We start from the raw sequence: 23,797 nt of genomic DNA, 5'->3' as shown, positions 1-23,797 counted from the left end.
GACGCCGTCTCCGATGTGAACCGGTCCCCGGTGAGCTGCATGCCGTCACCGGAGTCACCGGCGAACCGGATGATCACCCGGTCCAGGCGCCGGACCTCCTTCGGCTCCGTGACCTCCGACCGTGCACGGCGATGGCCGGCAGTGGCGGCCGGTTCAACGCCTTCGAGACCCATGGCCCGCCTTCACCCCGCCTCTACCGCTGCCGCCGCAGCACCGGGCACCGGGCCGGCGACCGCGCGAGCCGCACGGCATGTTCCCGACCGCATCAGCCCGTGAACGACGCGCTCGGCCGCTCTTGCGTCCTCGGCCAGGAAGACGCAGGTCGGCCCGGACCCCGACACGAACGCCGCGAGCGCCCCGGCACCCACGCCGGCGGTCAAGGTGTTGCCCAGTTCGGGGCGCAGCGAGATCGCGGCAGCAGCCAATTCGTTACCGTTCCCCCGCCCGCCGAGGGCCGCCGCGAGCGCCCGTACGTCCCCCTGCCGGAGCGCCCGCAGGATGACCTCATCGATCACGGGGCGTCGCCCGGGGTCGGTCGGGTGTCTCAGCCGGTCGTACTCCTGATAGACCGCGGGGGTGGACAGGCCTCCCTGCCCGAAGGCAAGCACCCGGTGGAAGTCACCAGTCACGGCGACCTGCGCAAGCCTCTCTCCCCTTCCCGTCCCCACGGCGACTCCCCCGTTCAGGATGAACGGCACATCACTCCCCAATTCCGCACAGAGATCGCGTAGTTCGTCGTGAGGGAGCCGGGTCCCCCACAGCTTGTCGCACGCCAGCAACGCTGCTGCGGCGTCCGCGCTGCCGCCGGCCAGCCCGGCCGCCACGGGGATGTTCTTCCGTATCCGCAGACGGACCCCGGGCGCCCGACCGGTGCGGGACGCCAGCCGGGAGGCCGCGCGCGCCACCAGATTCGTCGAGTCCACCGGGACCCCGGCGGATTCCCCGCCCTCCACTGCCACCGTCATCGCGTCCGCGGGGGCTGCCGAGACCTCGTCGTACAGGCCGACGGCCAGGTAAACAGTGGCCAGCTCGTGGAATCCGTCCTCGCGACGTGCACCGACCGCGAGTTGCAGATTGATCTTCGCGGGTGCCCGCACGGTCACCGCCGTCACAGCGCGACGATCGCGGTGATCAGCGCAAGTGTGTACCACTGCTCGAACCTCCGGTATGTCACATGGTCCGCCTCCGGTGTCCGTCGGGTGACGACCCGTACGGCCACGAGCCAACTGATGGCTGCGAGGACCACGTCCAGTGCCCATGCCCACGGGGATTCGGGGGTCAGCAGCAACACGTGCACGACCACGGGCAGCAACGCGAATCCAGCCGCCAGGTACCACCGGGTGAATCGCTCCCCCAAGGCGATCGGGAACGTCCTGCGGCCGTTGACCAGATCCCCCTTCACGTCCCGAAGGTCCTGCAGCGGTATCAGCAGCCATATGGACACAGCCAGCGTCAGCACCCAGCGCCAGGCCAGTTGTGTCAGCGGCGTGACCAATGACCACGCCGCGGCCAGCTGCACGGTCACACCGATGCCCATGGAAAGGTTTTTCACGAACCAGTGCCGTTCCCAGCGCGCCACGTTGGTGAGCAGGTACGTCGCTTCCCAGACAAGAGCCCAGAGCAGGACCCCGAGCCACCAGGCGACGAGGGGGAAGAGCAGCAGCACCACGACGGCCCGTCGCTGTGCCCCGCGGTAGCTCGAACGACCGGTGACCAGCGGCCGAAACGGCTTGTTGACTCGGTCCTCCTCCACCCCGTACAGCTGGTTGGTCAGCGTGAAGCCGTAGATGTACAACCAGAAGTACAGGAACCCGCACAGGAAGTCGGCAGCAAGCCGGCTGCCGTCGTGTCCGCTGTGTCTCGCGGCTGCGACGACGAACGCGGTGGCAGGCAGGACGGTTGTCCACACGTCGTTGCTGATGAAGCGGCAGCTGATCTGTATCTCATTGACGAGGGCGCGGCAGGCGGTGGCGGCCAGGGGGCGCCGCCCTGAGACCGGAGGTGCGGGGCCGACGGGAGAGCTCACGAGGACCTCACCGTCGCCGCTCGTGCGATCTCCCGGAGTGCCGTCGTGACCGCGGGCGGAAAGCCCGCATCCGCCAGTGCGTTCACGCCCTGGGCATAACGGCTCTTGATCATCTCCTCGACCCGCCGGCGGGCGCCGGTGGCCTCGAATACCCTTCGGACCGCGGCAGCTCCGTCCGCATCGAGGTCGGGCCTCCCGAGCAGACTCTTCAAGACGAAGAGCTGACGCTCGTCGGCCCGTTGGACGGCCAGCGCCACCAGAGGCGTCCTTTTGCCCTCTCGCAGATCGTCGAGATCCGACTTGCCGGTGTCCTTCGGATCACCGAAGACACCGAGGATGTCGTCTCTGAGCTGAAAGGCCTCGCCGACCGGCAGGGCGTATGCGGTGCAGGTGTCCAGCACGGAAGCCGGTCCGCCGGCCAGCACGGCGCCCACGTGCAGGGGGCGTTCGACGGTGTACTTGGCCGTCTTGTACCGCACGACGTCCATGGCTTGCTGGAGATCCCCGGTCACCTGGCCGGTGGCCAGCAGATCGAGGTACTGGCCGAGCATCACCTCGCTGCGCATGGCATCGAGGACCGGACGCAGTGCCTGGTGCTGCTCAGCCGACATGGCTGCGCTGGTCAGCAGTTCGTCCGACCACACCAGGGCCAGATCGCCCAGCAGGATCGCGCCGCTCACGCCGAACCACTCGGCGGCTGCGCTGTCGGCCTCACCTGCTCGAACGGCTTGGAGGGCCCGGTGGGCGCTGGGCTGTCCGCGGCGGGTCTCGGAACCGTCCATCACATCGTCATGGATGAGCGCGAAGGCATGGAAGAGTTCCAGCGAAGCGGCAGCTCGCAGCGCGACGTCGAGGGTCGGTCCGCCACCGGCCGCGTACCAGCCACAGACACACAGCAGCGGACGCAGCCGCTTTCCGCCCGAACTGACGAAGCGGCGCAGCACATCCACGAGGTGCGGCAGCTCGGCAGAGCCGGCGGCCTCCGTCTTGGCCGACAGGAACTGGCTCAGTGTCCTGTCCACCTCCCGCCGGACAGCGGCGAGGTCCAGGAAGTCCGCGACAGCGGGGGCCGTGGTCATGACGTCTTCTCCTCACTGGTGATCTGCCGGGTTTCGGCCGACCGCAGCTCTTCTGCCAGCTTCATCGCCTCGTCCACCAAGGTCTCCACGATGCGGGATTCCGGAACCGTCTTGATCACTTCTCCCCGCACAAAGATCTGTCCCTTCCCGTTGCCCGACGCGACACCGATGTCCGCCTCACGCGCCTCTCCCGGGCCGTTGACGACACAGCCCATGACCGCGACCCTCAGCGGGTAGGGGAAGCCCTCCAAGGCCGCGCTCACCTGATCGGCGAGGCGGTACACGTCCACCTGTGCCCGTCCGCAGGAAGGACAGGAGACGATCTCCAGCCGGCGTTCCCGCAGACCGAGGGACTCCAGAATCGCCGTGGCGACCTTTACCTCTTCGACCGGCGGCGCAGAGAGCGACACCCGCAGGGTGTCCCCGATGCCCTCCGCCAGGAGCGCACCGAACGCCACCGCCGACTTCACGGTCCCCTGAGCGGCCGGACCTGCCTCGGTCACGCCCAAGTGCAGTGGGTAGTCGCACCTCTCCGACAACAGCCGATACGCGTTGATGACGACGACGGGGTCGTGGTGCTTGACCGAGATCTTGATGTCGCGGAACCCGTGCTCCTCAAAAAGGGAGCACTCCCACAGCGCGGACTCCACAAGTGCTTCGGGGGTCGCCTTGCCGTACTTCCGCAGCAGACGGTCGTCCAAGGACCCCGCATTGACTCCGATCCTGATCGGCACGGCCGCATCCGAGGCAGCTCGCGCGATCTCCTTCACCTTGTCGTCGAACTGCCGGATGTTACCCGGGTTCACCCGCACCGCCGCGCATCCGGCGTCGATCGCGGCGAACACGTATTTCGGCTGGAAGTGGATGTCGGCGATCACGGGAATGGGGGACTTGGTCGCGATGCCGGCCAGTGCCTCGGCATCGTCCTGGCTGGGCACCGCCACGCGCACGATCTGACAGCCGCTCGCGGCCAGCTCGGCGATCTGCTGCAAGGTCGCATTGACGTCAGCGGTGACGGTGGTCGTCATGGACTGGATCGACACCGGTGCATCGCCACCCACGGGCACGGCCCGCTCACCGCGGCCGACCAGGATCTGCCGAGTGGCGCGCCGTGCGCGGAGACGTGGCGTGAGGGCCGGTATCGGAAGCGCGACGGTGCTGGTCATCGTTCTGTCCCCTCATCAGGAGCGCCGAAGCCGCCTAGGCGCTTCAGCACTGCGGTGGCGATGGCGGAGCCGTCCAGGCCGTGACGGCGCAGGATGGCGTTTCGGGAATCATGCGGGACGAACTCCGCGGGCAGCGCGACGGTGCAGTTGCGCGGTGCACCGGGGATGTCGGACAGAGCATGGGCGACCCTGCTGCCGAGTCCTGCCACTTCGATGTTGTCCTCGACGGTGACGACCAGCCGGTGCCGCAGCGCCATCCGGACGACGGACGGGTCCAGCGGCATCACCCAGCGGGGATCCACAACGGTCACGGAGACGCCTTCCTTCTCAAGTGCACGAGCGGCCTCCAGCGCGGGAAGGGCAAGCGTGCCTGCCGCGACGATGAGCGCGTCGTGGCCCTTGCCGCGGTGCAGAACGTCGGTCGTGCCGACGCACTCCACCGCCGGGATGTCCGGCCCCGCCGAGGCCTTCGGGAAGCGAATGGCCGTCGGCCCGTCCGACACCGCCACCGCTTCGCGCAGCAGTTCACGCAGCCGGACGGGGTCGCGCGGTGCGGCCAACCGGAGTCCGGGGACAAGGGAGAGCAGCGACGAGTCCCATAATCCGTGGTGGCTGGCCCCGTCCGGTCCCGTCACACCGGCGCGATCGAGGACGAAGGTGACCGGGAGCCGGTGCAGGGCCACATCCATCAACACCTGGTCGAAGGCGCGGTTGAGGAATGTCGCGTACACGGCCACCACGGGGTGCATACCAGCGGTCGCAAGTCCGGCAGCGCTGGTCACCGCGTGTTGCTCCGCCAGCCCTACGTCGAAGACCCGGCCGGGATGGGCCTGCGCGAAGGGCAGCAGTCCAGTGGGGCGCAGCATTGCGGCAGTGAGGCATACGACGTCGCCGCGTTCCGCTCCGATGGTCTTCATCTCGTCGCCGAAGACCGTGGTCCAGGTGGGTGCTGAGCGGTTGGGGGACCTGCCCGTCTCGCGGTCGACCACGCCGACGGCGTGCAGGCAGTCCGCCGTGTCCGTCTCGGCCGGAGGATAGCCCTTGCCCTTGATGGTGCGGCAATGCACGACCACCGGCCGGCACACCGCGGCAGCCTTCCGGAGGGCGGTTTCAAGCGCCTCGATGTCGTGCCCGTCAACGGGTCCGACGTAGTCGAGGCCGACGGAAGTGAAGAGTGCGGCGACCGCATGCGTGTCCATGCCCCCGCCGTGATCGGCTGGGGCGGGGAGCGGGCGGCCGAAGAGACCGACGGTGGGGTCGTAGGACCGCCCGTTGTCGTTGAGCACGATGATGACCGGGCGCTCCGGAGCGGCACCGATGTTGTTCAACGCCTCCCAGGACATCCCTCCCGTGAGCGAGCCGTCCCCGACCACGGCGACGACCCGGCGCTCCGGTGTACCCGCCAGCGCATACGCCTTGGCAAATCCGTCCGCGTACGACAGTGCCGTGGAGGCATGGGAGTTCTCGATGACGTCATGGGGGGATTCACTGCGCGAGGGGTAGCCGGAGAGCCCGCCGCCCTGACGCAATCCGGCGAAAGCAGACCGGCGACCGGTGAGCAGCTTGTGGATGTACGCCTGATGGCCGGTGTCGAAGAGCAGTACGTCCCGGGGCGATTCGAAGTCCCGGTGCAGGGCGAGGGTCAGTTCCACCACACCGAGATTCGGGCCGAGGTGCCCACCTGTGCTGGTGACGGTATCGACCAGGAAGGTGCGGATCTCCTCGGCCAACTGATCCAGCCGGTCGGCAGGCAGGACGCGCAGGTCGTACGGGGAGCCGATGGTGTCCAGTAACGCGGTGGAACGCCATTCCGTGATGTCCACACTCATCAGCCGTTCACCGCCCTGGGCAGGGAGAAATGCACATTCTCTTGGGTGACTTCTCTCTCCTTCACCGTCACGGGTCCGAGGCCGGCCAACACGTCGACGACTTCCTCCACCAGTTCGGGCGGCGCCGAAGCTCCCGCGGTAAGTCCCACAATGGCTGTGTGTCGCAGGTGGGCGAGCTCGATGCCCGAGGCGTCATCGATCAGGTGGGCAGGAGTGCCTTGGCGACGGCTCAGCTCGACCAGGCGTTGGGAGTTGGACGAGTTGTCCGATCCCACGACGAGCACCAGGTCGGAGTCGGCCGCAACCGCGCGCAGCGCTTCCTGCCGGTTGGTCGTGGCATAACAGATGTCTTCGGAGCGGGGGCCGCGCAGCGCCGGAAAGCGTTGTCGCAGCGCGTTCACGATCCCTTCCGTCTCATCGACCGCAAGTGTCGTCTGGGTCAGATAGGAGACCCGCTCCGGATCGGGAACGTCCAGGGCCGCCACGTCGGCGACGCTTTCCACGAGGACCATGTCGCCGGGCGCCTCCCCCAGGGTTCCCTCCGTCTCCTCGTGACCCGCGTGGCCTATGAAGACCACGGTGTGCCCGTGCTGCGCGAACCTGCGGGCCTCCGCGTGCACCTTGGTGACCAGGGGGCAGGTCGCGTCGATGGCATGGAGGTTCCGTGCCGCGGCATGTGCGCGGACCTCCGGAGAGACACCGTGGGCGGAGAACACCACGAGTGCGCCGGCAGGCACCTCGTCGAGGTCGTCGACGAACACGGCGCCCCTGCTCTCCAGGCTTCGCACGACGTGGATGTTGTGCACGATCTGCTTGCGCACATAGACGGGGCTTCCGTGGCGGGCCAGAACGCGCTCCACGATCTCGATGGCGCGGTCAACGCCCGCGCAGAACGAGCGGGGTGACGCGAGGAGCACCGTACGCGGCCGGAACGCCTTCTCCAGCTGGGCGATCACGTCCCGTACCTCGGTCGCCGCATGGTCGTCGTCCGGGGCGGTGGCCACGCCGAGTACCTGCTGCTCAGCGCCCGGCGGTGCCCACCGGCCCACGTGGAGCACGGTATCGCCGGGCTCCGCGGTCGCCGTGGCGTGCAGGAGACCCCCGCGCACGGCGAATCCCCGGCGGCGCAGCTCTCCTCTCACAAGAAGAGCGCTCCGGGATCGGGACAACGGCCGCCGATCCTCCATCTCGATACCGTCAGCCACCACCACTTCGCCCGGTTCGACGGGCAAGTCGGCGGCTCGCACAGCCATGGTTTCGGTCTGCATGTAGGAGTTCACCGAGAAACCTTCCCGTTTCACCCGAAGAGCCGTGACACAAGATAAGCAGATCGCGGCTACCGGAATAACAACTTCATTTGCCCCCTTCATTCGGTGGCGGATTTGACCGAGGGTGAGAAGCACGGCAGCGTGGTACCCCGGAAGTTGCTTCGGGGTACCACGCTGCCGTGGAAAGTCCGAGGGTCGCCGCTTCGAGCCGGCCGCTCAGAACCGTTGCGTCAGATTCGCCGCCTCATGGCCTGGGAATAGCCACTGCCGTGTACGGCGTCGTCGGCGTGGGCGACGTTGTGGTGCGGGCGTTCGGCAGGTAGAGGCGGTCTCCGCTCGCCGCAATACGGGTCGGAATGTCGAAACGCTGGTCCGTAGTGCGATGCACGACACTGGCGGACGTCCCGTCGGCATTCACTTTCAGTGACGCGACCTCGTTCTTGTGGTTCTCCGCCACATACAGTGTGCTGTCGCTCAGGAGCATGCCGTCGGGGCTGGTCAACGTCTCAGCTCCGGTGTCCACCTTGTGCGTCACTCCGGTGGACTTGTCCACCTCGAAGAGGCCTCCGGTGTTGATCTGAGCGACCAGCAGGCCTTTTCCGTCGGGCGTGGGAGCGATTCCGCTGACGTTGTAGCCGTCGAGGTAATGCAGGTCGCCGGTGAGCGGCAGCGTGACGAGTTCGTTCTGCTTCGGAAGCGAACCGTCCGAATGCAGCGGGAGCTTGTAGAGGGCCGGGTTGAAGGAGTCCGTGAACCAGACCGCATCACGGGTCACAAGAACGTCGTTGATGAACCCCGTGGCGGCCGGCAGTTTGTAGGCGGCCAGCACCTTTCCGCTCACGCTGTCCACGATCCGGCCCTCTCCGGTCGACCCGCCGGCCACATACAGCCGGTGCGCGTCGCCGAGCTTCATTCCGGTGGCCATCCCCCCGGTCCCGGAGCTGAGCAGATCCCCCTTGCCGCTCGTCAGGTTGACCCGATAGATCGCACCGTTGTTCAGCGAGCCGAAGTACGCGTACGGCTCTGCACCGATGGCGATTCCATCAGGACGGAAGCCGTTCGGCAGCTGAAGCGTCGCAGGACCTTCCGCCGTCGGAGCAGCGGTAGCCGGGCTCACCCCGGCGACCCCGAGGGTTGCTGCCGCCACCGCAAGAACGCGTAGAACCAGCCTGCGTAACATATCTTCCCCGTTTCGTTTTCTCTCGGACGGCCTCAACGGCCGTTCATATGCATGACACTTTCCGGATAGCGTGTACCAGCCACCGCCTCCGGTGGGAGCGCGTCGTCCAACCGCCGGAGATGCTCGGCGTCGAGCGACACGTCCACCGACCCGAGATTCTCGTCCAGTGTGGCCCTGCGCTTGGTACCGGGAATGGGAATGATGTCGTCGCCCTTGTGAAGCAGCCATGCCAGGGAAATCTGGGCCGGCGTGGCGGCCAGCTCCCGGGCCACTTCGCGCACCACTGACGCCGCAGCGTAGTTGGCCGTGAAATTGTCCCCCTGGAATCGAGGGTCGTAGCGACGGTAGTCGGTCTCCGGGTACTTCTCCGCAGGCAGCGCCGTGCCCGTCAAGAATCCACGCCCCAGAGGCGAATAGGCCACGAGCCCGATTCCTCGCCCTCGGATCGCCGGCAGAATCTCCTGCTCGATATGGCGCTCCCACAGCGAATACTCGGTCTGCAGCACCGCCACGGGACAGACCTCGTGCGCGCGGGCGATGGTTCCCGCTCCGGCCTCCGACAGGCCGAAGTGGATGACTTTTCCTGCTTGGACCAGCTCAGCGACCGTGCCGGCCACGTCCTCGATCGGCACTTCGAGATCCACCCGGTGCTGGTAGAGGATGTCGATCCTGTCCGTGCCCAGTCGCGCCAGGCATTCGTCAACCACCTTGCGGATGTGCTCCGGCCGGCTGTTCAGATTCCCACGCCGCGACCCCTCGTACTCCCATCCGAACTTAGTGGCAATGATCGCCTCGTCGCGGCGGCCACGCAGTGCACGCCCCAGCAGCTCTTCGTTGACGAAGGGGCCATAGGACTCGGCCGTGTCGAAGAAGTTGCAGCCTCTTTCAAGCGCCCGATGGATCGTTGCGATGGACTCTTCGTCGTTCGGCGTCCCATAGGTCTGGCTCATTCCCATGCATCCCAGACCCAGGGCGGAAACCTCCAGACCGGAAATCCCCGGCCGACGCTTCGGGATCACTAACGAACTCAAGTCCAGAACCCTTCTCTCAGGCCCCCGCGGCGTTACTCTCGATCCACTGGATACGTCTCCCCTCTACGCATCCTAGATGCCTGGGAAACGAATCCGAGTTCAAGCTTCGGAGGTTCTTCGCCGATTGTCAAACGAAATCCACATAGCGACCGCGTGGGAAATGGAAAACATTCACCAGATTCCACTTCTCGGCGGCAGCAGCTCTCAACCGTCCCCGCTTCGGGACCGCCCCGAGATGGAATGCGCAGCACGGCTGATCCTGGCCCGGATGCGTCACAGCAGCCCCGCCCGTTCAGCCAGTCGCGACAGGTCGTGGCGAACCGTCACGTTGTCGTGGCCGATCGCCTGCTTGAGAAGACGCCGCGCATAGACGTTGAACCGCATCTCCTCCGGGGAGGCCCGGTCCGCCTGCATCAGCGCGAGCACCGCTCCCGGTTGGTTGCTTTCCCGCAGGTGGGCCCGCGCCAAGGTGAGGTAGAACCGCGCCTGGCGCTCCCGGTCCAAAAGCTCCACGTTCTCGACGTGTTCGGCCAGTCGAAGCGCCTTCCCGGGTCGTCCGAGTACGACCTCCACCCGGACCTGGTGGACGGCCACGTCCACCGGACGGACGGGCACCACCGTCCCGCGCACCGTGAGTTCCGGTGCCGGCCCTGCCCGCTCCAGGTCGTCGACCAGCGCGGCGGCCCTGTCGAGCAACCGATCGGCGTCGTGGTGGTCCTGGGCGAACGCGCCCGCCTCCGCCGCCGTCAGGTACAGCCATGCACGGGCCGCGACCCACTCGTACCCGTGGGGGTCCTCGCGCGTCTCCAGGCCGTCTGCCGCGGCCGTGCACATCTCGCGTGCTTCGGCCGGTGCCTGAAGGCGCAGCAGGACATCACCGAAGCCGCACAGACACGCCGCCTCCAACAGGGGCGCCCCCGCGAGCCTGGCATCCGCCAGCGCACGGTCCATCGCCAGTAGTGCCAACGGCAGCTCTCCCGAACCGTGAAGGAAGGCGGAGGCCAGCCTGTGGCTCTCAGCTCTGAGTTCGAGGTCCGCGGGGTCGGCGCGACCGGTGTCCGGCCCACAGACTCGCTTCAGCAGTCCCGGCAGACAGGCGCGCACGGCGGACCAGCGCCGCGCGGAGTTCCGCCAGGCCGTCCAGGCCATGGCCACGTCGTCGCGGAGCCGGCCGTCGTCCTCCCACGGATGCCCCGCTCCGGAGGAATGGGCCCGGTGGCCGAGGAGCACTGCCCGTATGTCCGGTGCCGCCCCGGCCGTGAACTGGTCGACCCGCGGCGCTGGTACAGCGACCCCCATGAAGGCGGCGACGTCTTTCACCTGCAGAACCTCGGCGAGCCGCAGGAGTGTCGACAGACGGTCCACCTGCCGCCCCTTGCGCTCCACCTGCCGCAGCCATTCGGAGCTGTGGCCGACCAGCGAAGCCAAGGTCTGGCGGGAGAGCCCTCGGCGGCGCCTGAGCAGTTCGATCCGTTCCCCGATCGTCTGGTCCGTGCCGATCGCCTGATCCACGCCGGTCGTCATGCCGTCGATCGCCCCCCAGGCCGGGGACGGCCCACCGGATCCGCGGCAATGATCTCGTCGGTGTATCCCGAGAGGTGGGTGAACCCCCCGTTCACGAAGACGACATCACCGGTCGAGTAACTCGCGGCGTCCGAGGCCAGGTAGATCGCCGCGCCGACGACCTCGTCCGCCCGACCGCCGCGCCCCAGGGGCGTCGCCTTCCGAAGCGCCTCCGTGCGTGCTACCCCGTCCGGCGACATCGTCCCGGGACACAACCCGTTCACCCTTATGCGCGGGGCACAGTCCTTCGCGAAACACCGGGTGAGCATCCACAGAGCGGCCTTCGACACGCTGTACGGAGCCGCCAGCGGGACGGGGGCGAAGCCCGCGCCCGAGAGAAGGTTGACGATGGTGCCGGTGCCGCCCTTCACGAGCGTGTTGACGAACGCCGCGGACAACCGTGCCGGAGCCAGGACATTGACGTCGAGCGCCTCCTGCCACTGCGCCGACGACACATCGGCACTGTGCGTGCCGGTGGCGCCGAACGCCAGCGCGTTGTTGACCAGGATGTCTACCGAGGCAAAGCGCGCCAGTGCCGCTCGGACCACCTGGTCGACTGCGTCAGGAGCGCCGACGTCGCAGTGCACGGTGGCCACGGTGCGTCCCGTGGCACTGCGTGCACGTTCGGCGACGCCTTCCAGGGCTTCCCCGTCCCGGTCGACGAGGAGGAGATCGGCCCCGGCCTGAGCGTAGCCATGCGCGATGGCGGCACCGATGTTCCGGCCGGCCCCGGTGATCAGAGCGGTACGTCCGGTCAGCCGGAAGCGTTGAAGGGGGTCAGGCTGGTTCACTGGAGTCCTTTCTTGCGGTACGGCCTTCCCGGGGTGCGGGCCCCGCCGGCCCGGCGGCCGGCGGGGCGGGTGGAGGGAGGAGGAGTGCGAGCGAGGCCACGGCGGCGAGCAGCAGGGCATCGGTCCGAAAGATCCGGTCCACGCCCCCCGGCCGCTGCCCGGCAACTGCGGCCAGCGCCGCAACGCCCATGGCGCCACCCAGATGGCGGGAGGTGTTGACGAGCCCGGAGGCCAGGCCGGCTCGACTCGCCGGCAGGCCGCCGGTCGCCGCCATGGTCAGGGGGGTGCTCGCCAGCCCCAGGGCCACGGTGACGAGAAGACCGGGCAGCAGGATGTGCGTGAGAAACGTGCTGTGCGGTCCCGCGAAGGACAGCCAGGCAAAGCCGGCGGACTGAAGCAGCGCACCAACCACCAGCAGCCGCCTGGCACCGCATGCCGGCAGAAGTCGGGCGGCGAGCTGCGCTCCCGCCACTATGGCGAGGTACTGCGGAAGAAAGGCCAGGCCGGTCGCCAACGGGCTGAAGCCCCGCTGGTTCTGTAGGTGAAGAGAGAGGAAGTACCACATGGAGAAGGTGGCTGCCGCGGTCAGGAACATGCTCGCGTTCGCGAGGGAGACGGAGCGGTCGCGCAGCACGGCGAACGGCAGCAGCGGATCGCGCGCGCCCTTGGCTTCCCAGAGGGCGAACAGGGCGAGCAGTGCGGCTCCCGCGCCGAGTACCGCGGCGCGGCCGGGCTCGACACCGTAGACGCAGGCGATCAAGGCAGCTGTCACCGTCAGGGCACCGACGGCGTCCGGCTTCCTCCATGTGGTGTCCCGGTCCCGGCTCGCCACCGCGAACCGAGCCAGCACCAGGACGATCAACGCGATCGGTACGTTGATCAGCATCGTCCAGCGCCAGTTCAGGTACTGCGTGACGAGCCCGCCGACGAACACACCTGCCGCACCCGCCGCCGCGGCCACCCCTCCCCAAGCCGCCAGGGCTCTCGCCCTCATCCGCTTGTCATGGAACTCCCTGGTCAGCAGGGTGAGCGAGACGGGGGACAGCACCGCTGCCCCGATCCCCTGGACGGCACGTGCGGCGATCAGCACCCCCGGCTCCCAGGCCAGGCCGGCGACAAGGCTCGCGGTGGCGAAGAGGATCATTCCGCACAGCAAGGTGCGCCTGCTGCCGAAGAAGTCGGCAAGCCTGCCGCCCAGCAGCAGCGACCCGCCGAAGGCCAGCATGTAAGCGGTGACGACCCATTGCAGGCCTTCGGAGGTGAAGCCGAGGTCACTGCGGACCGAGGGCAGCGCTACATGGACGACCGATACGTCCAGCACCACGACGAACTGTGTCGTGCATGCCACCGTCATCAGCGGCCAGGGCAGCTCCTTGCTGTGCCGGGCCTCCCTCGGCCTAGGCATGGAGCACGACCGGCACTCGGTCGTATCCGTTCAGCATGGGACTGCGTGTGCGTTCCACCGGTCCGGCGGCCGATACGCCGCGATAGCGGCGCCCGAGTTCTTCGAGCAGGATCCGCAGTTCCAGTCGGGCGAGCTGGGAACCGACGCAGAAGTGCGTGGCGTGGCCGAAGGACAGGTGCAGTCGACTGCTGTCACGGCCGATGTCGAAGCGGTAGGGGTCCGGAAAGACTCCGCCGTCGCGGTTGCCCGCACTGTAGAGCATCAAGACGTAGTCCCCTGGTTGCAGGTGATGTCCCGCCAGCTCCGTCGGACGGACAACGGTGCGTCCGCCGTATCGGGCGGGCGTGCTCCAGCGCAGTACTTCCTCGGCCGCCGTATCCACGATCCCCCGCTCCGTGGCCAGCCGGCGAAACTCCCCGGGATTGTCGGCGAACGCCTCGATGCCGCCGGCAATGGCGTTGCGGGTGGTGTCGTTCCCCGCGACGAGCGCAGTCCATATGTGCATGAGAAGTTCAGGGTGGGAGAGTCTCTCGCCATCGACCTCGGCGAACGACAACGAGGTGATCAAGTCGTCCTGAGGAGAACGGCGCCGCTCGGCGACAAGGACGTCCAGGTAGTCGAAGAACTCGGAGAGCACTTCCTGCCGTGGCCGCGCTCCCTCGGCGTCTGAGGTGGCCGCGAGCTCCTCCGACCAGCCGCGCAACAGCGGAAGATCGATGAGCGGTACCCCGAGCAACTCGGCGATCACCCGCAGCGGGATCACGGCCGCGAACGCGCTCACGGCGTCCAACTCCTCGTCCACCGGGACCTCGTCGAGGATCTGGACGACCAGATGGCGAACGGCGGGTTCCAATCGGCTCACCCTGCGCGCGGTGAGGCTGCGGCTGACGAGCTTGCGGTGTTTGTCGTGCTCCGGGGGATCGATGTTGTGCAGCAGGGGCGTGTCCTGTCTGCTGTCGGCGGGAGGGCCGGTCGTGCCCTGGTTCGGGCGGTCGATCATGTGCCCGTGGGCGCTGCTGAACTGCGAGGGGGATGCCGACACCTGGCGAACGTCGGCCCAGCGGGAGACCAGGTACATCGGCCGTCCCTTGGCCGACACCCAAGGGTGGACGGGGCTGTGCTCCTGCAGCCACCGAAACGCCCGTTCAGGATCCCGGTAGAAAGCCGGGTCGTCGGGTGCGATGAGTGGGTGCGTTCCGACCTCCGCCGAGGGCTTCATCGCCGTGCCTCGTGTGCCGGCGTGGGCTCGAACAGCACAGGGAGCGAACGAATGCTGCGAACGAGGCCCGGCGGCTGCTCGATGTGGGCACCCGGCCGTAGTCGCAGACCGGGCATGCGTGCATGGATCTCGGTGGCCGCCACCTTGAGCATGAGGCGCGCGAAGTGGGCTCCCATGCAACGGTGCGGTCCGGCACCGAATGCGAGGTGGGGGTTGGGCTTGCGAGCCGGATCGAAGCTTTCCGGGGCGGGGAATACCCGATGGTCCCTGTTGGCCCCCGCCCACAGCAGGAACACCCGCTCGCCTGCCGGAATCCGGTGGCCGGCGACCTGCGTCTCCCGGGTCGTCACCCGGGACAGGCCGAACGAAACCGAACCATGGCGCAGCATTTCCTCCACTATTTCCTCGACAGTGTGCTGGTTGTCGTCCAACAGCTCACGCAGGGCCGGGTCGTTGATGAAGTGCAGCGCCAGGTCGCCGATGCTGTTGGACGTGGTGTCCATTCCGGCGACGACCAGCAGAATCATCGCCCGCACCATTTCCTCCCGGGTGAGCCGACGCCCACGCATGTCGCCATGCAGTAGTGCGTCGACGACGTCACCGCGGTTCGGCTGTGTCTCCCTCCAGGCCAGGTGCTGCAGGGACCAGGCGCTGAGGTCGGCGAACGCCTGGTTCTGTTCCTCGCGCGTGGTGCCGTGCGACACGATGCGGTGGGCGAGCTCCCGGGTGTACGGCACCTCGTCCGGAGCGACACCCAGCAGGAGCTGGAACAGTGCGGCGGGAACGAACTTCCACGCGAAGTCGACGGCCAGGTCGCAGTGGCCCGTCGTCACGAACTCGTCCATCAGCCCAGAGGCGATATGGCGCATCGCGGGCTCGTGCGGAGCCACCGCCGCCGGAGACATCAGCGGGTTGAGGAGGCGCCGCCAATCCCGGTGTTCCGGTGGGTCGACCTCGATGGGGGCCAGCAGCGGAGCATCGGGGTTGTGCGGCAGGGACACTCCCTGAGCCGACGAGAACGTCTCCCAGTCCCGGTTGGCGGCGAGCACCTCTTCATGGCGGGTGATGATCCAGAAGCCGCCGTGGGCGCTGCTGTGCAGCACCGGGCCACGGTTGCGCAGGTCGTCCATCACCTCCCAGAACTCACGGGCCGCCCCGGCGAGCCGGTCGCTCCAAGGGTCGAAGTCGACTTCGATGGTCCGAGTTTCTGTCGTCACTTCTCCTCCGGACAACGCTTGGTCACCGCCCGCCGACGACGGTGAACTTCTCCCAGGTGAGCGCGGCGTAGGCGGGTGAGGGGCAGCGCTCGGCGACTTCGTAGTCCGGCCAGCGTGCGAGGAAGGCGCTGACTGCATGGCGGACCTCCAGACGCGCGAGCTGCGCGCCCAAGCACAGGTGCGGGCCCTGCCCGAAGGTCAAGTGCGGGTTGGGGCTCCTGCCGATGTCGTACCGGTCGGGGTGGTCGAACCGGGCCTGATCCCGATTGGCGGCAATGACCAGTACCCATACGACGTCTCCGTCCGTCAGCCGCTGACCGCCCAGCTCGACCTCGCCGAGCACCTTTCGGAAGTTCACGCGGGCGGTCGGCTCGTAGCGCAGGGTTTCGTCGATGCCCGGGGCGGTGAGCGCCGGATCCTCAAGGAGCCGTGCCCGCTGGTCGGGGTGGCTCGCGAGCAACGACAGCATGGTGGTCGTGGTGGACGTGGTGGTGTCGGACCCGGCGACGAGCAGCGTGACGCAGGTTGCGGCGAGTTCGTCGTCCGACAGCGCTCCATCGGCGTTCTGCTGCACCAAACGGCCGATGAGGTCGTCGGTGGCACCGCTCTTGCGCCTCGCCGCGATCTCCGTCTGAAGGTAGGCGAGCATTTCCCGACCGCTCGTCACCGCTGCGTCGATGTGCTGCTGCGGCACGAGTCGCGGGTCGGCCATGATGCAGCGCATCATCGACTCGGCCCACCGGTAGAAGAGTTTGCGATCGCTGGTGGGGATGCCGAGCAATTCGGCGATCACGGTCGTGGGCAGGGCACTCGTGAAATCGCCGAGGACGTCCACCGGGTCGCCCGACGCCATGCCCGCCACAAACTCCGGCGCGTCCAGCAAGCCCCGTACGATCTCCGCGATGCGGGGCTCCAGTTGCTGCACCGAACGGTAGGTGAACACCTTCTGCACCATCGAGCGCAGTCGGGTGTGATCCGGCGGATCGGTGTGGACCATGGTGTCCGTCCCCTCGAACCACGGCCCGAAGTCGGTCGATGCGAAGACGGTGTTCGAGAACCGTTGGGGGTCCATGAGGACTTCCCGGCAGTGCTCGTACGAGGAGACGAGCCAGACGCCCCCCATGGGCTCACTGCGGACGACGGGACCGGCCGCCCGCACTTGGTCGAGCAACGGCCAGGGATTCCGTACCGATTCCGGCGTCACGATATTGAGGTCCATGTCCCGTCCTTCGGTCGGTCGTGAAGCTGCCGGTCGAGGAGCGGAGCAAGGCCCCGCTGGTTCGCGCGCAGGGCGAACAGGAAGGTCTCCTGGGTGATCTCGTGACCCTCGGGCGGCTTTCCCCGGACGGCCTCCCAGTTGCGGGCGACATCCTCCGCAGTGGGCTCGATCGCCCCGGCCCACCCCTCGCTGTGTGCGGTCCAGTAACGGTGGAACCACCCGCCGACCGCGCCGTAGGTCTCCGCAGTCACCGGGCAACTCGGATGCGCCAGCACCACGGCCATCGGGGCGACCCGCTCGGCGGTGAGCAGTTTCATCTCCTCGCCCGCCACCACTTCCGGGGCCGGCCGTCCCGGGAGCAGGGCACCTGTCGCGTTGAACGCCTCGGACTGCCTGGTGTCCAGGGCGCCGGGCGCCAGCAGGTTGGCCTTGATCCCGTACTTCTGCCCCTCCCACGCGATGGCCTTGGTGAGACCCACCAACCCGGCTTTGGCGGCTGAGTAGTTGGCCCCGCCGTACGAGCCGCACAGGCCGGCCGCCGAGGTGACCGCGACGATATTGCCCTCGCCCTGCTCCGCCATGGCGCGAAAGGCCGGCTGCATGACGCAGAAGGCCCCCCGCAGATTGACGGCGACCACTTCGTCGAAGTCGTCCGGCCGCATCCGGGTGAAGAGGCTGTCGTGCAGGATGGCCGCGTTGGCGATGAGCGCGTCGACCCGTCCCCAGGTGTCGAGTGCCGTGCCGACGATCGCTTCACCGCCCTCAGGGGTGGCCACCGTGTGCGTCGAGGCGACCGCCTCACCACCCGCGTCCCGGATCTCCCGCACCACGCCTGCGGCCAGTTCCGCCCTGGGAGTGTCGCCTCCGGTCGGTGGACCGCCGAGGTCGTTGACGACCACTCGGGCGCCACGGCGGGCGAACTCCAGGGCCATGGCCCGGCCGATGCCGCCCCCGGCGCCGGTGACCACCACCACGCGGTCGTCGAACCGCAGGTCTCGCACCATACACACACCTTCCCTTGTCAAGAGGGCGTCGATCACCATCCGGAAAGGACCCTCGATCCCTGGCGAAACTAGGCGCCCCATCCGCTCCCTACCACCCCTAACCAACCCCTAGGGGGTTCCGGAAGAACCGAGAATGTCCAGGTCAGAGCCTCTGCACCGCATGCGGTTCAGACGGCTGCACCTGACGGCAGACGGAAATCCGCTCTCAAACGCTGAAGCGAAGACCTACAGTTCTTGACGTGCAGCCCCGCACGTGATGCCACCATGCCTTGGGGAGGGCACGTGACACTGGTAGAACGTGACAGTCAGTGGGAGACGCTGGAAGAGTCATTCTCCGCGGCACTCCGCAACGAGGGACGCGTGGCCGTACTGCACGGCCTACCGGGGTGTGGGAGGAGCGAACTTCTCTCGGCCTTCGCCGCGCACGCGGAACGATCGGGCTCTGTGGTCCTCCGCGCAGCCTGTTCGCCGAAGGAGAGGGATGTCCCCGGTGGAATGCTGCGTCAGCTGTTCGCGACTCCGCACGAGGCCACGGCCGGGCTCCGGGAAGGCATCAGTGCTCTGCTGGGCAGCGGCACGGTGGATCCACCGGACGGCGCGCACGACGACAGATCTCTTCCTTCCTGGGTCGCAGCCGAAATGTGCGCACACATCAGCGCCACCTCGCTGTGTGCTCCCCTGGTCATCGCCATCGACGACGTGCACCATGCCGACGAGACGTCGCTCCGGTTCCTGCTCCAGCTGATGCAGGCCATGCGAACCTCTCGCATCCTGGTGCTGCTGACCATGCGCACCTCCGTACCGGCCGAACAACGGTTACCGGAGATCGAGTTACTGGCGATGCCCCAGGTATCTCGCATTCCGCTGCACATGCTGTCGCTAGCGGGGGTCCACAAGGTGCTCGCGGAACGCCGCACACCGAGCGAGGCCGATCGCCAGAAGGAGGGTTGCCACCGCACCAGCGGCGGCAACCCTCTGCTCGTCCAGGCATGGGCGGCGGAGCCGTCCGCCGACGGTCCCGCGGCCGAGGGGACGGCCCCGGAGCCGGTCACCGCGATGGCTTCCTTCGCCCGGGCCGTACTGTCCCTCCTGCACCGCAGCGGCCCGACGATCCTGGCCGCGGCCCGCGCCGCCGCGGTCCTCGGCTCCGCGGCCGGTGAACTCAACGTCAGCAAGGTTCTCGGACTCGCCAGGGAGGAGGGAGCGGCGGCGCTGGAAGCCCTGACCGCGATGGGCGTGATCCAGGGCAGCCGTTTCACGCATCCGCTGGTGGCGACTACCGTCCTGCAGGACCCTGCCTTCTCCGAGCGCGCCGCGATGTCTCTGACCGCCGCACGGGTGCTGTACGAGTGCGGCGCACCGGACCTCACCGTCGCCCGGCATGTCGCCGCAGCCGGCCAGGCCGAGCCGTGGGCGCGCCTGCCCTTGATCCACGCCTCCGAGGAGATGCTCCGGACCGGTCGCCCGGGCACCGCCGTGTGCTACCTGGAACTGGCCTGTGACGTCAGTCCCAGCGACCAGGACAAGGCGCGGACCATGGCGTTCCTCGCTCATGCCGCCGGACGGGACAACCCGTCTGAACTCGTCCGGTACATCCCACCCTTGCTCGGCTACGTGCGCGAAGGCACCTTGACCGGTCGTTGCGCGCTGACTCTTGTGCGCCACTTGCTGCGGGACGGACGTGAGCAGGACGCCCTTGACGTCATCCGGAGCGTCGGCAGCTCCGCGCCGGAGCTGGATCCCGATACCGAAACGGCGCTCGAACAGACCCGGCAGTTCCTTCGCGTCTACTACCCGTCGACCCCCTGGCCGCTTCCCGGCTCCCGGCCGCCCTTTGCGTCAAGGCGCTCGCACCTCCGTGGTACGGCGCGCTCGTTCACCGGAACCAGCCCTCAGCATGGCGCCGTCCTCCTGGAGCTGGTCCTCAACGAGGGGCCACAGGGGCTCGTGGCTCAGTGGGGCCGGCAGATGCTGGAGGCGGTCCAGCCCGATGAGCGATCCTTGGAGACCGCGGCAGCGGTACTTCAGGCACTCACGTACTCCGAACACCACGACCTCGCCGAACAATGGGGCGCGCGGCTCCAGGCCGTCGCTTCGACTCACCGGATTCCCCGATGGAGCTCCATTCTGACCGCGGTACGTGCGGAGACGGCAGTACGGCGGGGCGATCCTCTGAGCGCACTCGCCATGGCTGAGGCGGCCCTTGACACCCTTTCCCCTGGGCTATGGGGGATGAGTGTGGGGCTCCCCGTTTCCGCGCTTCTCCAGGCATACACGGAGACCGGGCGACACCACGAGGCACAGGCGCTCCTACTGCGCCAGCGATTATCCGGCGTGGCCCGGACCCGATTTGAGCTGATGCACCAGCACGCCCGTGGTCATCACTACCTGGGGACCGGCCGGCATTATGCGGCCCTGGACGCGTTCCTGGCCTCCGGCGAGACCGTCATGGCCTGGGGATTCGACGTCCCGACGTTTCTTCCCTGGCGCAGTGATGCGGCATTCGCGCTGCTGGAGACGGGAGAAGTGCACGAAGCCTGCAGACTGATACACGAGCAGCTTGATCGCCCGGGCAGCACGTCGCCGACCGTCAGGGGCGTCTCACTGCGTGCTCTGGCGGCAGCCAGCCAAGGCGGCGACCGTCTAGCTCTTCTCAGGGAGTCTGCGGCGTGCCTGGGAAACAGCGGAAACCAACTCGAACTGGCCCGTACCCTCGTGGCACTCGCCCACAGCTACCGGCTGTCAGGTGACCACTCCAAGGCGGACATGGTCACCCATCAAGCCCGTTTCAAGGCACGCGAATGCGGGGCGGCACCTCTGCTCAGCGAACTCGAAACCATGTCGACGACCGAGCCCGTCTCACGCCTTTCGCTGCTGCACGACACGTCCGGCGACCATCTGCTCAGCGACGCCGAGCGGCGCGTCGCCGAATTGGCTGCGTTGGGCAGCACCAACCGCGAAATCGCCCGAAGGCTGCATGTGACGGTGAGCACCGTGGAACAACATCTCACGCGCGTCTACCGCAAGTTGAGCATCAAGCGCCGATCGGAGCTGCCCCGCCGGCTCACCGGCAGCAGATCCGCCCGGCCCGGAAGCCGGCTTCCGGAGGCCGCGGGATGACCGCTCTGTGCACGTACTCTTTCGCTGTTCAACCACCGTCACGTCGGGACAGGGCAACGAGCCACTCCCCCACCCCGAAGCTCGCCGGGCGGGCCCCGGCCTGACGCGTGGTCACCCCGGCGTCACCGGCAGTACGTCAGGCGAGAGCGCCGCCGCTCGTGCCGTTGCGCTCGTCACCCGCTTGCGGTGGTGGCGGCGGCACAGAACCTCGTAGCCGACGGCCTCCGCGGCCCCGCGCACGTCTCCCACCACGACCTGTTCGCCCTCGACGACCATCTCGCCGCCCACCGTGCGAGCGTTGTGCGTGGCCCGTGCCCCGCACCAGCACATCGCCTCGACCTGGAGCGTCTCGATCCGGTCCGCCAGCTCGATCAGCCGCTGCGAACCGGGGAACAACTTGGTCCGGAAGTCCGTGGTGATACCGAACGCGAAGACGTCGAGGTCCAGGTCGTCCACGATCCGGGCCAGTTGGTCGATCTGCTCCGGTGACAGGAACTGCGCCTCGTCCACGAGGACGTAGTCCACCTTCCCGCCCCGGGACATGCGCTCCACCACAAACCCGTACAGATCCAGCCCGGGGGTGGCCTCCACGGCGTCGGTCACCAGTCCCAGGCGCGATGACAGCTTGCCGGCTCCCGCGCGGTCCTCCCGTGTGAAGATCACGCCCTGCAGCCCGCGAGCCGACCGGTTGTGCGCGATTTGCAGCGCCAGAGTCGACTTCCCGCAGTCCATGGTTCCGGAGAAAAATACCAATTCGGACATGGGTCGAGGGAGGGCCTTTCGGGTCGGAGTCGGCGCCCGCCCAGGGAAGGACACGGCCCGGGCGGGGCCAACAGGCGGAGGGCATCGGGAAGGTGAAGGGGAGGAGGCTGCGGGCGGGCTGCGGTCAGGTGCGGACTTCCAGGAGCGGCACCAACTGTTCCATGGGGGTCATCGACCCGTGCATCCCGACCATCTCCGACTCCCGGGGCTCCCGTTCGGTCGCGATGATCACCATGTCGGCGTGGGCGGCCGCGACCACGTCGCCGATCCGGTCGCGCACCCGGTCGTCGACCTGCGGCCCGAACCACCCGGCGGCGATGGCCTCCTCGCGACTGGCGACCCACATCTGGTCGCCGACCACCTCGCGCCACACGGCGAGCACATCGGCGGCCGCGCCCGGATGGGCGTAGACGTGCCGCGCCCGGCCCTCGCCGCCCAGCAGGCGGACGCCGGCGCTGAGTTCCCAGTCCTCGTCGAAGTCGATCCGGGACTCCGGGCCGAAGGGGATGTCGATCATGCCGTGGTCGGCGGTGATGTAGAGCGCGCTGCGCGGCGGCAGTTGCTCGGCCAGCCGCTGGGCGAGCCGGTCGACGTACATCAACTGGCCGCGCCAGGCGTCGGAGTTGACGCCGTAGCGGTGGCCCTTGCCGTCGACCTCGGAGTAGTACGTGTAGACCAGCGAGCGGTCGGCGGCGGCCAACTGCTCGGCGGCCAGGTCCATCCGCTCCTCACCGGAGAGCCGGCCGTGGAAGCTGCCGCCGCTGAGCGCGATCTTGGTGAGCGGGGTGTGCTGGAAGTCCGGCGCGGAGACCTGGCAGGTGTGGATGCCCGCGGCGTCCGCGAGCTGGAAGACCGTCGGGTACGGCTGCCAGGCGTACGGGTCGGTCCACGGGTACCAGCGCAGCTGGTTCATCAGCGCACCGGTGGCCGGGTCCAGGCAGGTGTAGCCGGGCAGGCCGTGGGCGCCCGGCGGCAGACCCGTGCCCACCGAGGCGAGCGAGGTCGCCGTGGTCGAGGGGAAGCCGGCGGTGAGCGGACGGCCGGTGCCGTTGAACGACGTCCCCAGGAGGGAGGTGAGGAACGGGGCCTCCTCCGGGTGCGCGCGGAGCAGGTCCCAGCCGAGGCCGTCGATCAGGAAGACGCAGGCCCGGTCGGTGGGCGCGAGGTCCATGCCGGTGGCCAGCTCGGTCATGCCGAGGCCGGCCGCGATGGTGGGCAGCAGATCGGCGAGCGAGCCGGTGCCGTACTGCGGGACCGGCGCGCCCAGCGGGTCGAGCGGTTCGGGTTCCGGCCAGGCGGGGGCGACGTCGACCATCAGCGGGAGGTGGTGGTGGCCGCGGTGGCCTCGGAGAGCGCCTGGGCGAAGGCGAGCGTCTCGCGCACCGAGTCGGGGCCGTCGCCGGCCTCGCTGACCCGCAGCGAGAGGTCGTCGGCGGTGGAGGAGCCGGTGTAGCCGTGGTCCGCCTCGCAGTTGGGGTCGCCGCAGGCGGCGGGCTCCAGGTCCAGCCGGGCCACCGCGCCCCAGCCGATGGTCAGCACGACCTCGCGGGGCAGCTGGCCCGGGGTGTACGACTCGGGGTTGGCGACCACGCGGCTGAGCACCACGGAGGAGATCCGGCCGAGCTTGACGGACTCGGTGGAGGTGGTGGCGTACGGCGACGGGGAGGTGGCGTCGGCGGCCTGCTCGTCGGTGTGGCTGACGATGAAGCGGGTGCCGGTCAGGACCAGGACGGTGACGTGGCGGCGGACCTCGTTGGCGTCGAAGGTCGTCTCCTGGTGGACGAGGTACGACACCACCGGCTCCCCGCCGACCGCGGCCTGCACCGCCTCGGCCACGAGCGTCGGGTAATAGCCACTGCGCTCGATCGCCGCGCGCAGCCCCTGGGTCGTCGTACCGGTCTTAGCCATGGGGTCCATC

19 protein-coding genes are annotated in these 23,797 nt (G+C 68.3%); 1 reads left to right on the top strand and 18 read right to left on the bottom strand.

Features of this window, described 5'->3' with window-relative positions; translation table 11 throughout:
• Positions 1-182: 182 nt before the first annotated feature.
• The 15 genes from AB0G35_RS20575 to AB0G35_RS20505 form a co-directional block, all read right to left on the bottom strand.
• Positions 183-1,112 (bottom strand): 4-(cytidine 5'-diphospho)-2-C-methyl-D-erythritol kinase, encoded by a 930-nt coding sequence (locus AB0G35_RS20575; protein WP_360951076.1) that lies wholly within the window; start codon positions 1,110-1,112, stop codon positions 183-185.
• Positions 1,109-2,026, bottom strand: coding sequence for a UbiA family prenyltransferase (locus tag AB0G35_RS20570; protein WP_360951073.1), 918 nt, complete (start codon positions 2,024-2,026; stop codon positions 1,109-1,111). Before AB0G35_RS20570 ends, AB0G35_RS20575 begins: the two co-directional genes overlap by 4 nt.
• A complete protein-coding gene (locus AB0G35_RS20565) occupies positions 2,023-3,105 on the bottom strand; it encodes a polyprenyl synthetase family protein (protein ID WP_360951070.1) in 1,083 nt (360 codons plus the stop codon). The genes AB0G35_RS20570 and AB0G35_RS20565 overlap by 4 nt, the downstream gene beginning before the upstream one ends.
• Positions 3,102-4,271, bottom strand: a complete 1,170-nt coding sequence (gene ispG, locus AB0G35_RS20560; protein WP_360951067.1) for a flavodoxin-dependent (E)-4-hydroxy-3-methylbut-2-enyl-diphosphate synthase — start codon at positions 4,269-4,271, stop codon at positions 3,102-3,104. The genes AB0G35_RS20565 and ispG overlap by 4 nt, the downstream gene beginning before the upstream one ends.
• On the bottom strand, positions 4,268-6,100 hold the full coding sequence (locus AB0G35_RS20555; RefSeq protein WP_360951064.1) for a 1-deoxy-D-xylulose-5-phosphate synthase: 1,833 nt from the start codon (positions 6,098-6,100) through the stop codon (positions 4,268-4,270). Before AB0G35_RS20555 ends, ispG begins: the two co-directional genes overlap by 4 nt.
• On the bottom strand, positions 6,100-7,380 hold the full coding sequence (gene ispH / locus AB0G35_RS20550) for a 4-hydroxy-3-methylbut-2-enyl diphosphate reductase (protein WP_360951061.1): 1,281 nt from the start codon (positions 7,378-7,380) through the stop codon (positions 6,100-6,102). Before ispH ends, AB0G35_RS20555 begins: the two co-directional genes overlap by 1 nt.
• Before the next feature lie 232 nt (positions 7,381-7,612).
• Positions 7,613-8,515 (bottom strand): superoxide dismutase, encoded by a 903-nt coding sequence (locus AB0G35_RS20545; RefSeq protein ID WP_360951058.1) that lies wholly within the window; start codon positions 8,513-8,515, stop codon positions 7,613-7,615.
• A 65-nt stretch (positions 8,516-8,580) separates the two neighbouring features.
• Complete coding sequence (locus AB0G35_RS20540) at positions 8,581-9,564, bottom strand: aldo/keto reductase (RefSeq protein ID WP_360951107.1); 984 nt, start codon at positions 9,562-9,564, stop codon at positions 8,581-8,583.
• A gap of 288 nt (positions 9,565-9,852) precedes the next feature.
• Positions 9,853-11,103, bottom strand: coding sequence for a helix-turn-helix domain-containing protein (locus AB0G35_RS20535; RefSeq protein WP_360951055.1), 1,251 nt, complete (start codon positions 11,101-11,103; stop codon positions 9,853-9,855).
• Positions 11,100-11,933: an SDR family oxidoreductase gene (locus AB0G35_RS20530; RefSeq protein WP_360951052.1), complete on the bottom strand. Its 834-nt coding sequence runs from the start codon at positions 11,931-11,933 to the stop codon at positions 11,100-11,102. The genes AB0G35_RS20535 and AB0G35_RS20530 overlap by 4 nt, the downstream gene beginning before the upstream one ends.
• Positions 11,920-13,338: an MFS transporter gene (locus AB0G35_RS20525; RefSeq protein ID WP_360951049.1), complete on the bottom strand. Its 1,419-nt coding sequence runs from the start codon at positions 13,336-13,338 to the stop codon at positions 11,920-11,922. The genes AB0G35_RS20530 and AB0G35_RS20525 overlap by 14 nt, the downstream gene beginning before the upstream one ends.
• The gene (locus AB0G35_RS20520) at positions 13,331-14,416 is read right to left on the bottom strand and encodes a cytochrome P450 (protein WP_360951046.1); all 1,086 of its coding nucleotides are present in this window, start codon (positions 14,414-14,416) and stop codon (positions 13,331-13,333) included. Before AB0G35_RS20520 ends, AB0G35_RS20525 begins: the two co-directional genes overlap by 8 nt.
• Before the next feature lie 137 nt (positions 14,417-14,553).
• Positions 14,554-15,687 (bottom strand): cytochrome P450, encoded by a 1,134-nt coding sequence (locus tag AB0G35_RS20515; protein WP_360951043.1) that lies wholly within the window; start codon positions 15,685-15,687, stop codon positions 14,554-14,556.
• Between the two features lie 109 nt (positions 15,688-15,796).
• Entirely contained in the window at positions 15,797-16,993 is a 1,197-nt protein-coding gene (locus AB0G35_RS20510; RefSeq protein ID WP_360951040.1) for a cytochrome P450, read from the bottom strand.
• A complete protein-coding gene (locus AB0G35_RS20505) occupies positions 16,975-17,997 on the bottom strand; it encodes an SDR family NAD(P)-dependent oxidoreductase (RefSeq protein ID WP_360951037.1) in 1,023 nt (340 codons plus the stop codon). Before AB0G35_RS20505 ends, AB0G35_RS20510 begins: the two co-directional genes overlap by 19 nt.
• Before the next feature lie 264 nt (positions 17,998-18,261).
• On the opposite strand from AB0G35_RS20505, the gene AB0G35_RS20500 reads away from it, so the two are divergent.
• Complete coding sequence (locus AB0G35_RS20500) at positions 18,262-21,117, top strand: LuxR family transcriptional regulator (protein WP_360951034.1); 2,856 nt, start codon at positions 18,262-18,264, stop codon at positions 21,115-21,117.
• Positions 21,118-21,228: 111 nt separating this feature from the next.
• Here the strand turns inward: AB0G35_RS20500 and AB0G35_RS20495 are convergent, their stop codons facing one another.
• From AB0G35_RS20495 to AB0G35_RS20485, 3 genes are all read right to left on the bottom strand, one after another.
• Positions 21,229-21,879 (bottom strand): thymidine kinase, encoded by a 651-nt coding sequence (locus AB0G35_RS20495; protein ID WP_360951031.1) that lies wholly within the window; start codon positions 21,877-21,879, stop codon positions 21,229-21,231.
• A gap of 124 nt (positions 21,880-22,003) precedes the next feature.
• Positions 22,004-23,194, bottom strand: a complete 1,191-nt coding sequence (locus AB0G35_RS20490; RefSeq protein ID WP_360951028.1) for a nucleotide pyrophosphatase/phosphodiesterase family protein — start codon at positions 23,192-23,194, stop codon at positions 22,004-22,006.
• Positions 23,194-23,787 (bottom strand): DUF5998 family protein, encoded by a 594-nt coding sequence (locus AB0G35_RS20485; protein ID WP_030799055.1) that lies wholly within the window; start codon positions 23,785-23,787, stop codon positions 23,194-23,196. The genes AB0G35_RS20490 and AB0G35_RS20485 overlap by 1 nt, the downstream gene beginning before the upstream one ends.
• Between the last annotated feature and the right edge of the window lie 10 nt (positions 23,788-23,797).

This window comes from Streptomyces sp. NPDC021749 (genome assembly GCF_040640655.1).
Classification (GTDB): domain Bacteria; phylum Actinomycetota; class Actinomycetes; order Streptomycetales; family Streptomycetaceae; genus Streptomyces.
This window is presented reverse-complemented; position numbering and strand designations above follow the sequence as displayed.

Excerpts from the sequence above, each read along its gene's own strand:
- AB0G35_RS20555 (WP_360951064.1), bottom strand. The coding sequence starts at position 6,100 with ATGAGTGTGGACATCACGGAATGGCGTTCCACCGCGTTACTGGACACC.
- AB0G35_RS20505 (WP_360951037.1), bottom strand. The coding sequence starts at position 17,997 with ATGGTGCGAGACCTGCGGTTCGACGACCGCGTGGTGGTGGTCACCGGC.
- AB0G35_RS20485 (WP_030799055.1), bottom strand. The coding sequence starts at position 23,787 with ATGGCTAAGACCGGTACGACGACCCAGGGGCTGCGCGCGGCGATCGAG.
- AB0G35_RS20510 (WP_360951040.1), bottom strand. The coding sequence starts at position 16,993 with ATGGACCTCAATATCGTGACGCCGGAATCGGTACGGAATCCCTGGCCG.
- ispG (WP_360951067.1), bottom strand. The coding sequence starts at position 4,271 with ATGACCAGCACCGTCGCGCTTCCGATACCGGCCCTCACGCCACGTCTC.
- AB0G35_RS20490 (WP_360951028.1), bottom strand. The coding sequence starts at position 23,194 with ATGGTCGACGTCGCCCCCGCCTGGCCGGAACCCGAACCGCTCGACCCG.
- AB0G35_RS20515 (WP_360951043.1), bottom strand. The coding sequence starts at position 15,687 with ATGGACGACCTGCGCAACCGTGGCCCGGTGCTGCACAGCAGCGCCCAC.
- AB0G35_RS20500 (WP_360951034.1), top strand. The coding sequence starts at position 18,262 with ATGCCTTGGGGAGGGCACGTGACACTGGTAGAACGTGACAGTCAGTGG.
- AB0G35_RS20495 (WP_360951031.1), bottom strand. The coding sequence starts at position 21,879 with ATGTCCGAATTGGTATTTTTCTCCGGAACCATGGACTGCGGGAAGTCG.
- AB0G35_RS20525 (WP_360951049.1), bottom strand. The coding sequence starts at position 13,338 with ATGCCTAGGCCGAGGGAGGCCCGGCACAGCAAGGAGCTGCCCTGGCCG.
- AB0G35_RS20520 (WP_360951046.1), bottom strand. The coding sequence starts at position 14,416 with ATGTACCTGGTCTCCCGCTGGGCCGACGTTCGCCAGGTGTCGGCATCC.
- AB0G35_RS20565 (WP_360951070.1), bottom strand. The coding sequence starts at position 3,105 with ATGACCACGGCCCCCGCTGTCGCGGACTTCCTGGACCTCGCCGCTGTC.
- AB0G35_RS20535 (WP_360951055.1), bottom strand. The coding sequence starts at position 11,103 with ATGACGACCGGCGTGGATCAGGCGATCGGCACGGACCAGACGATCGGG.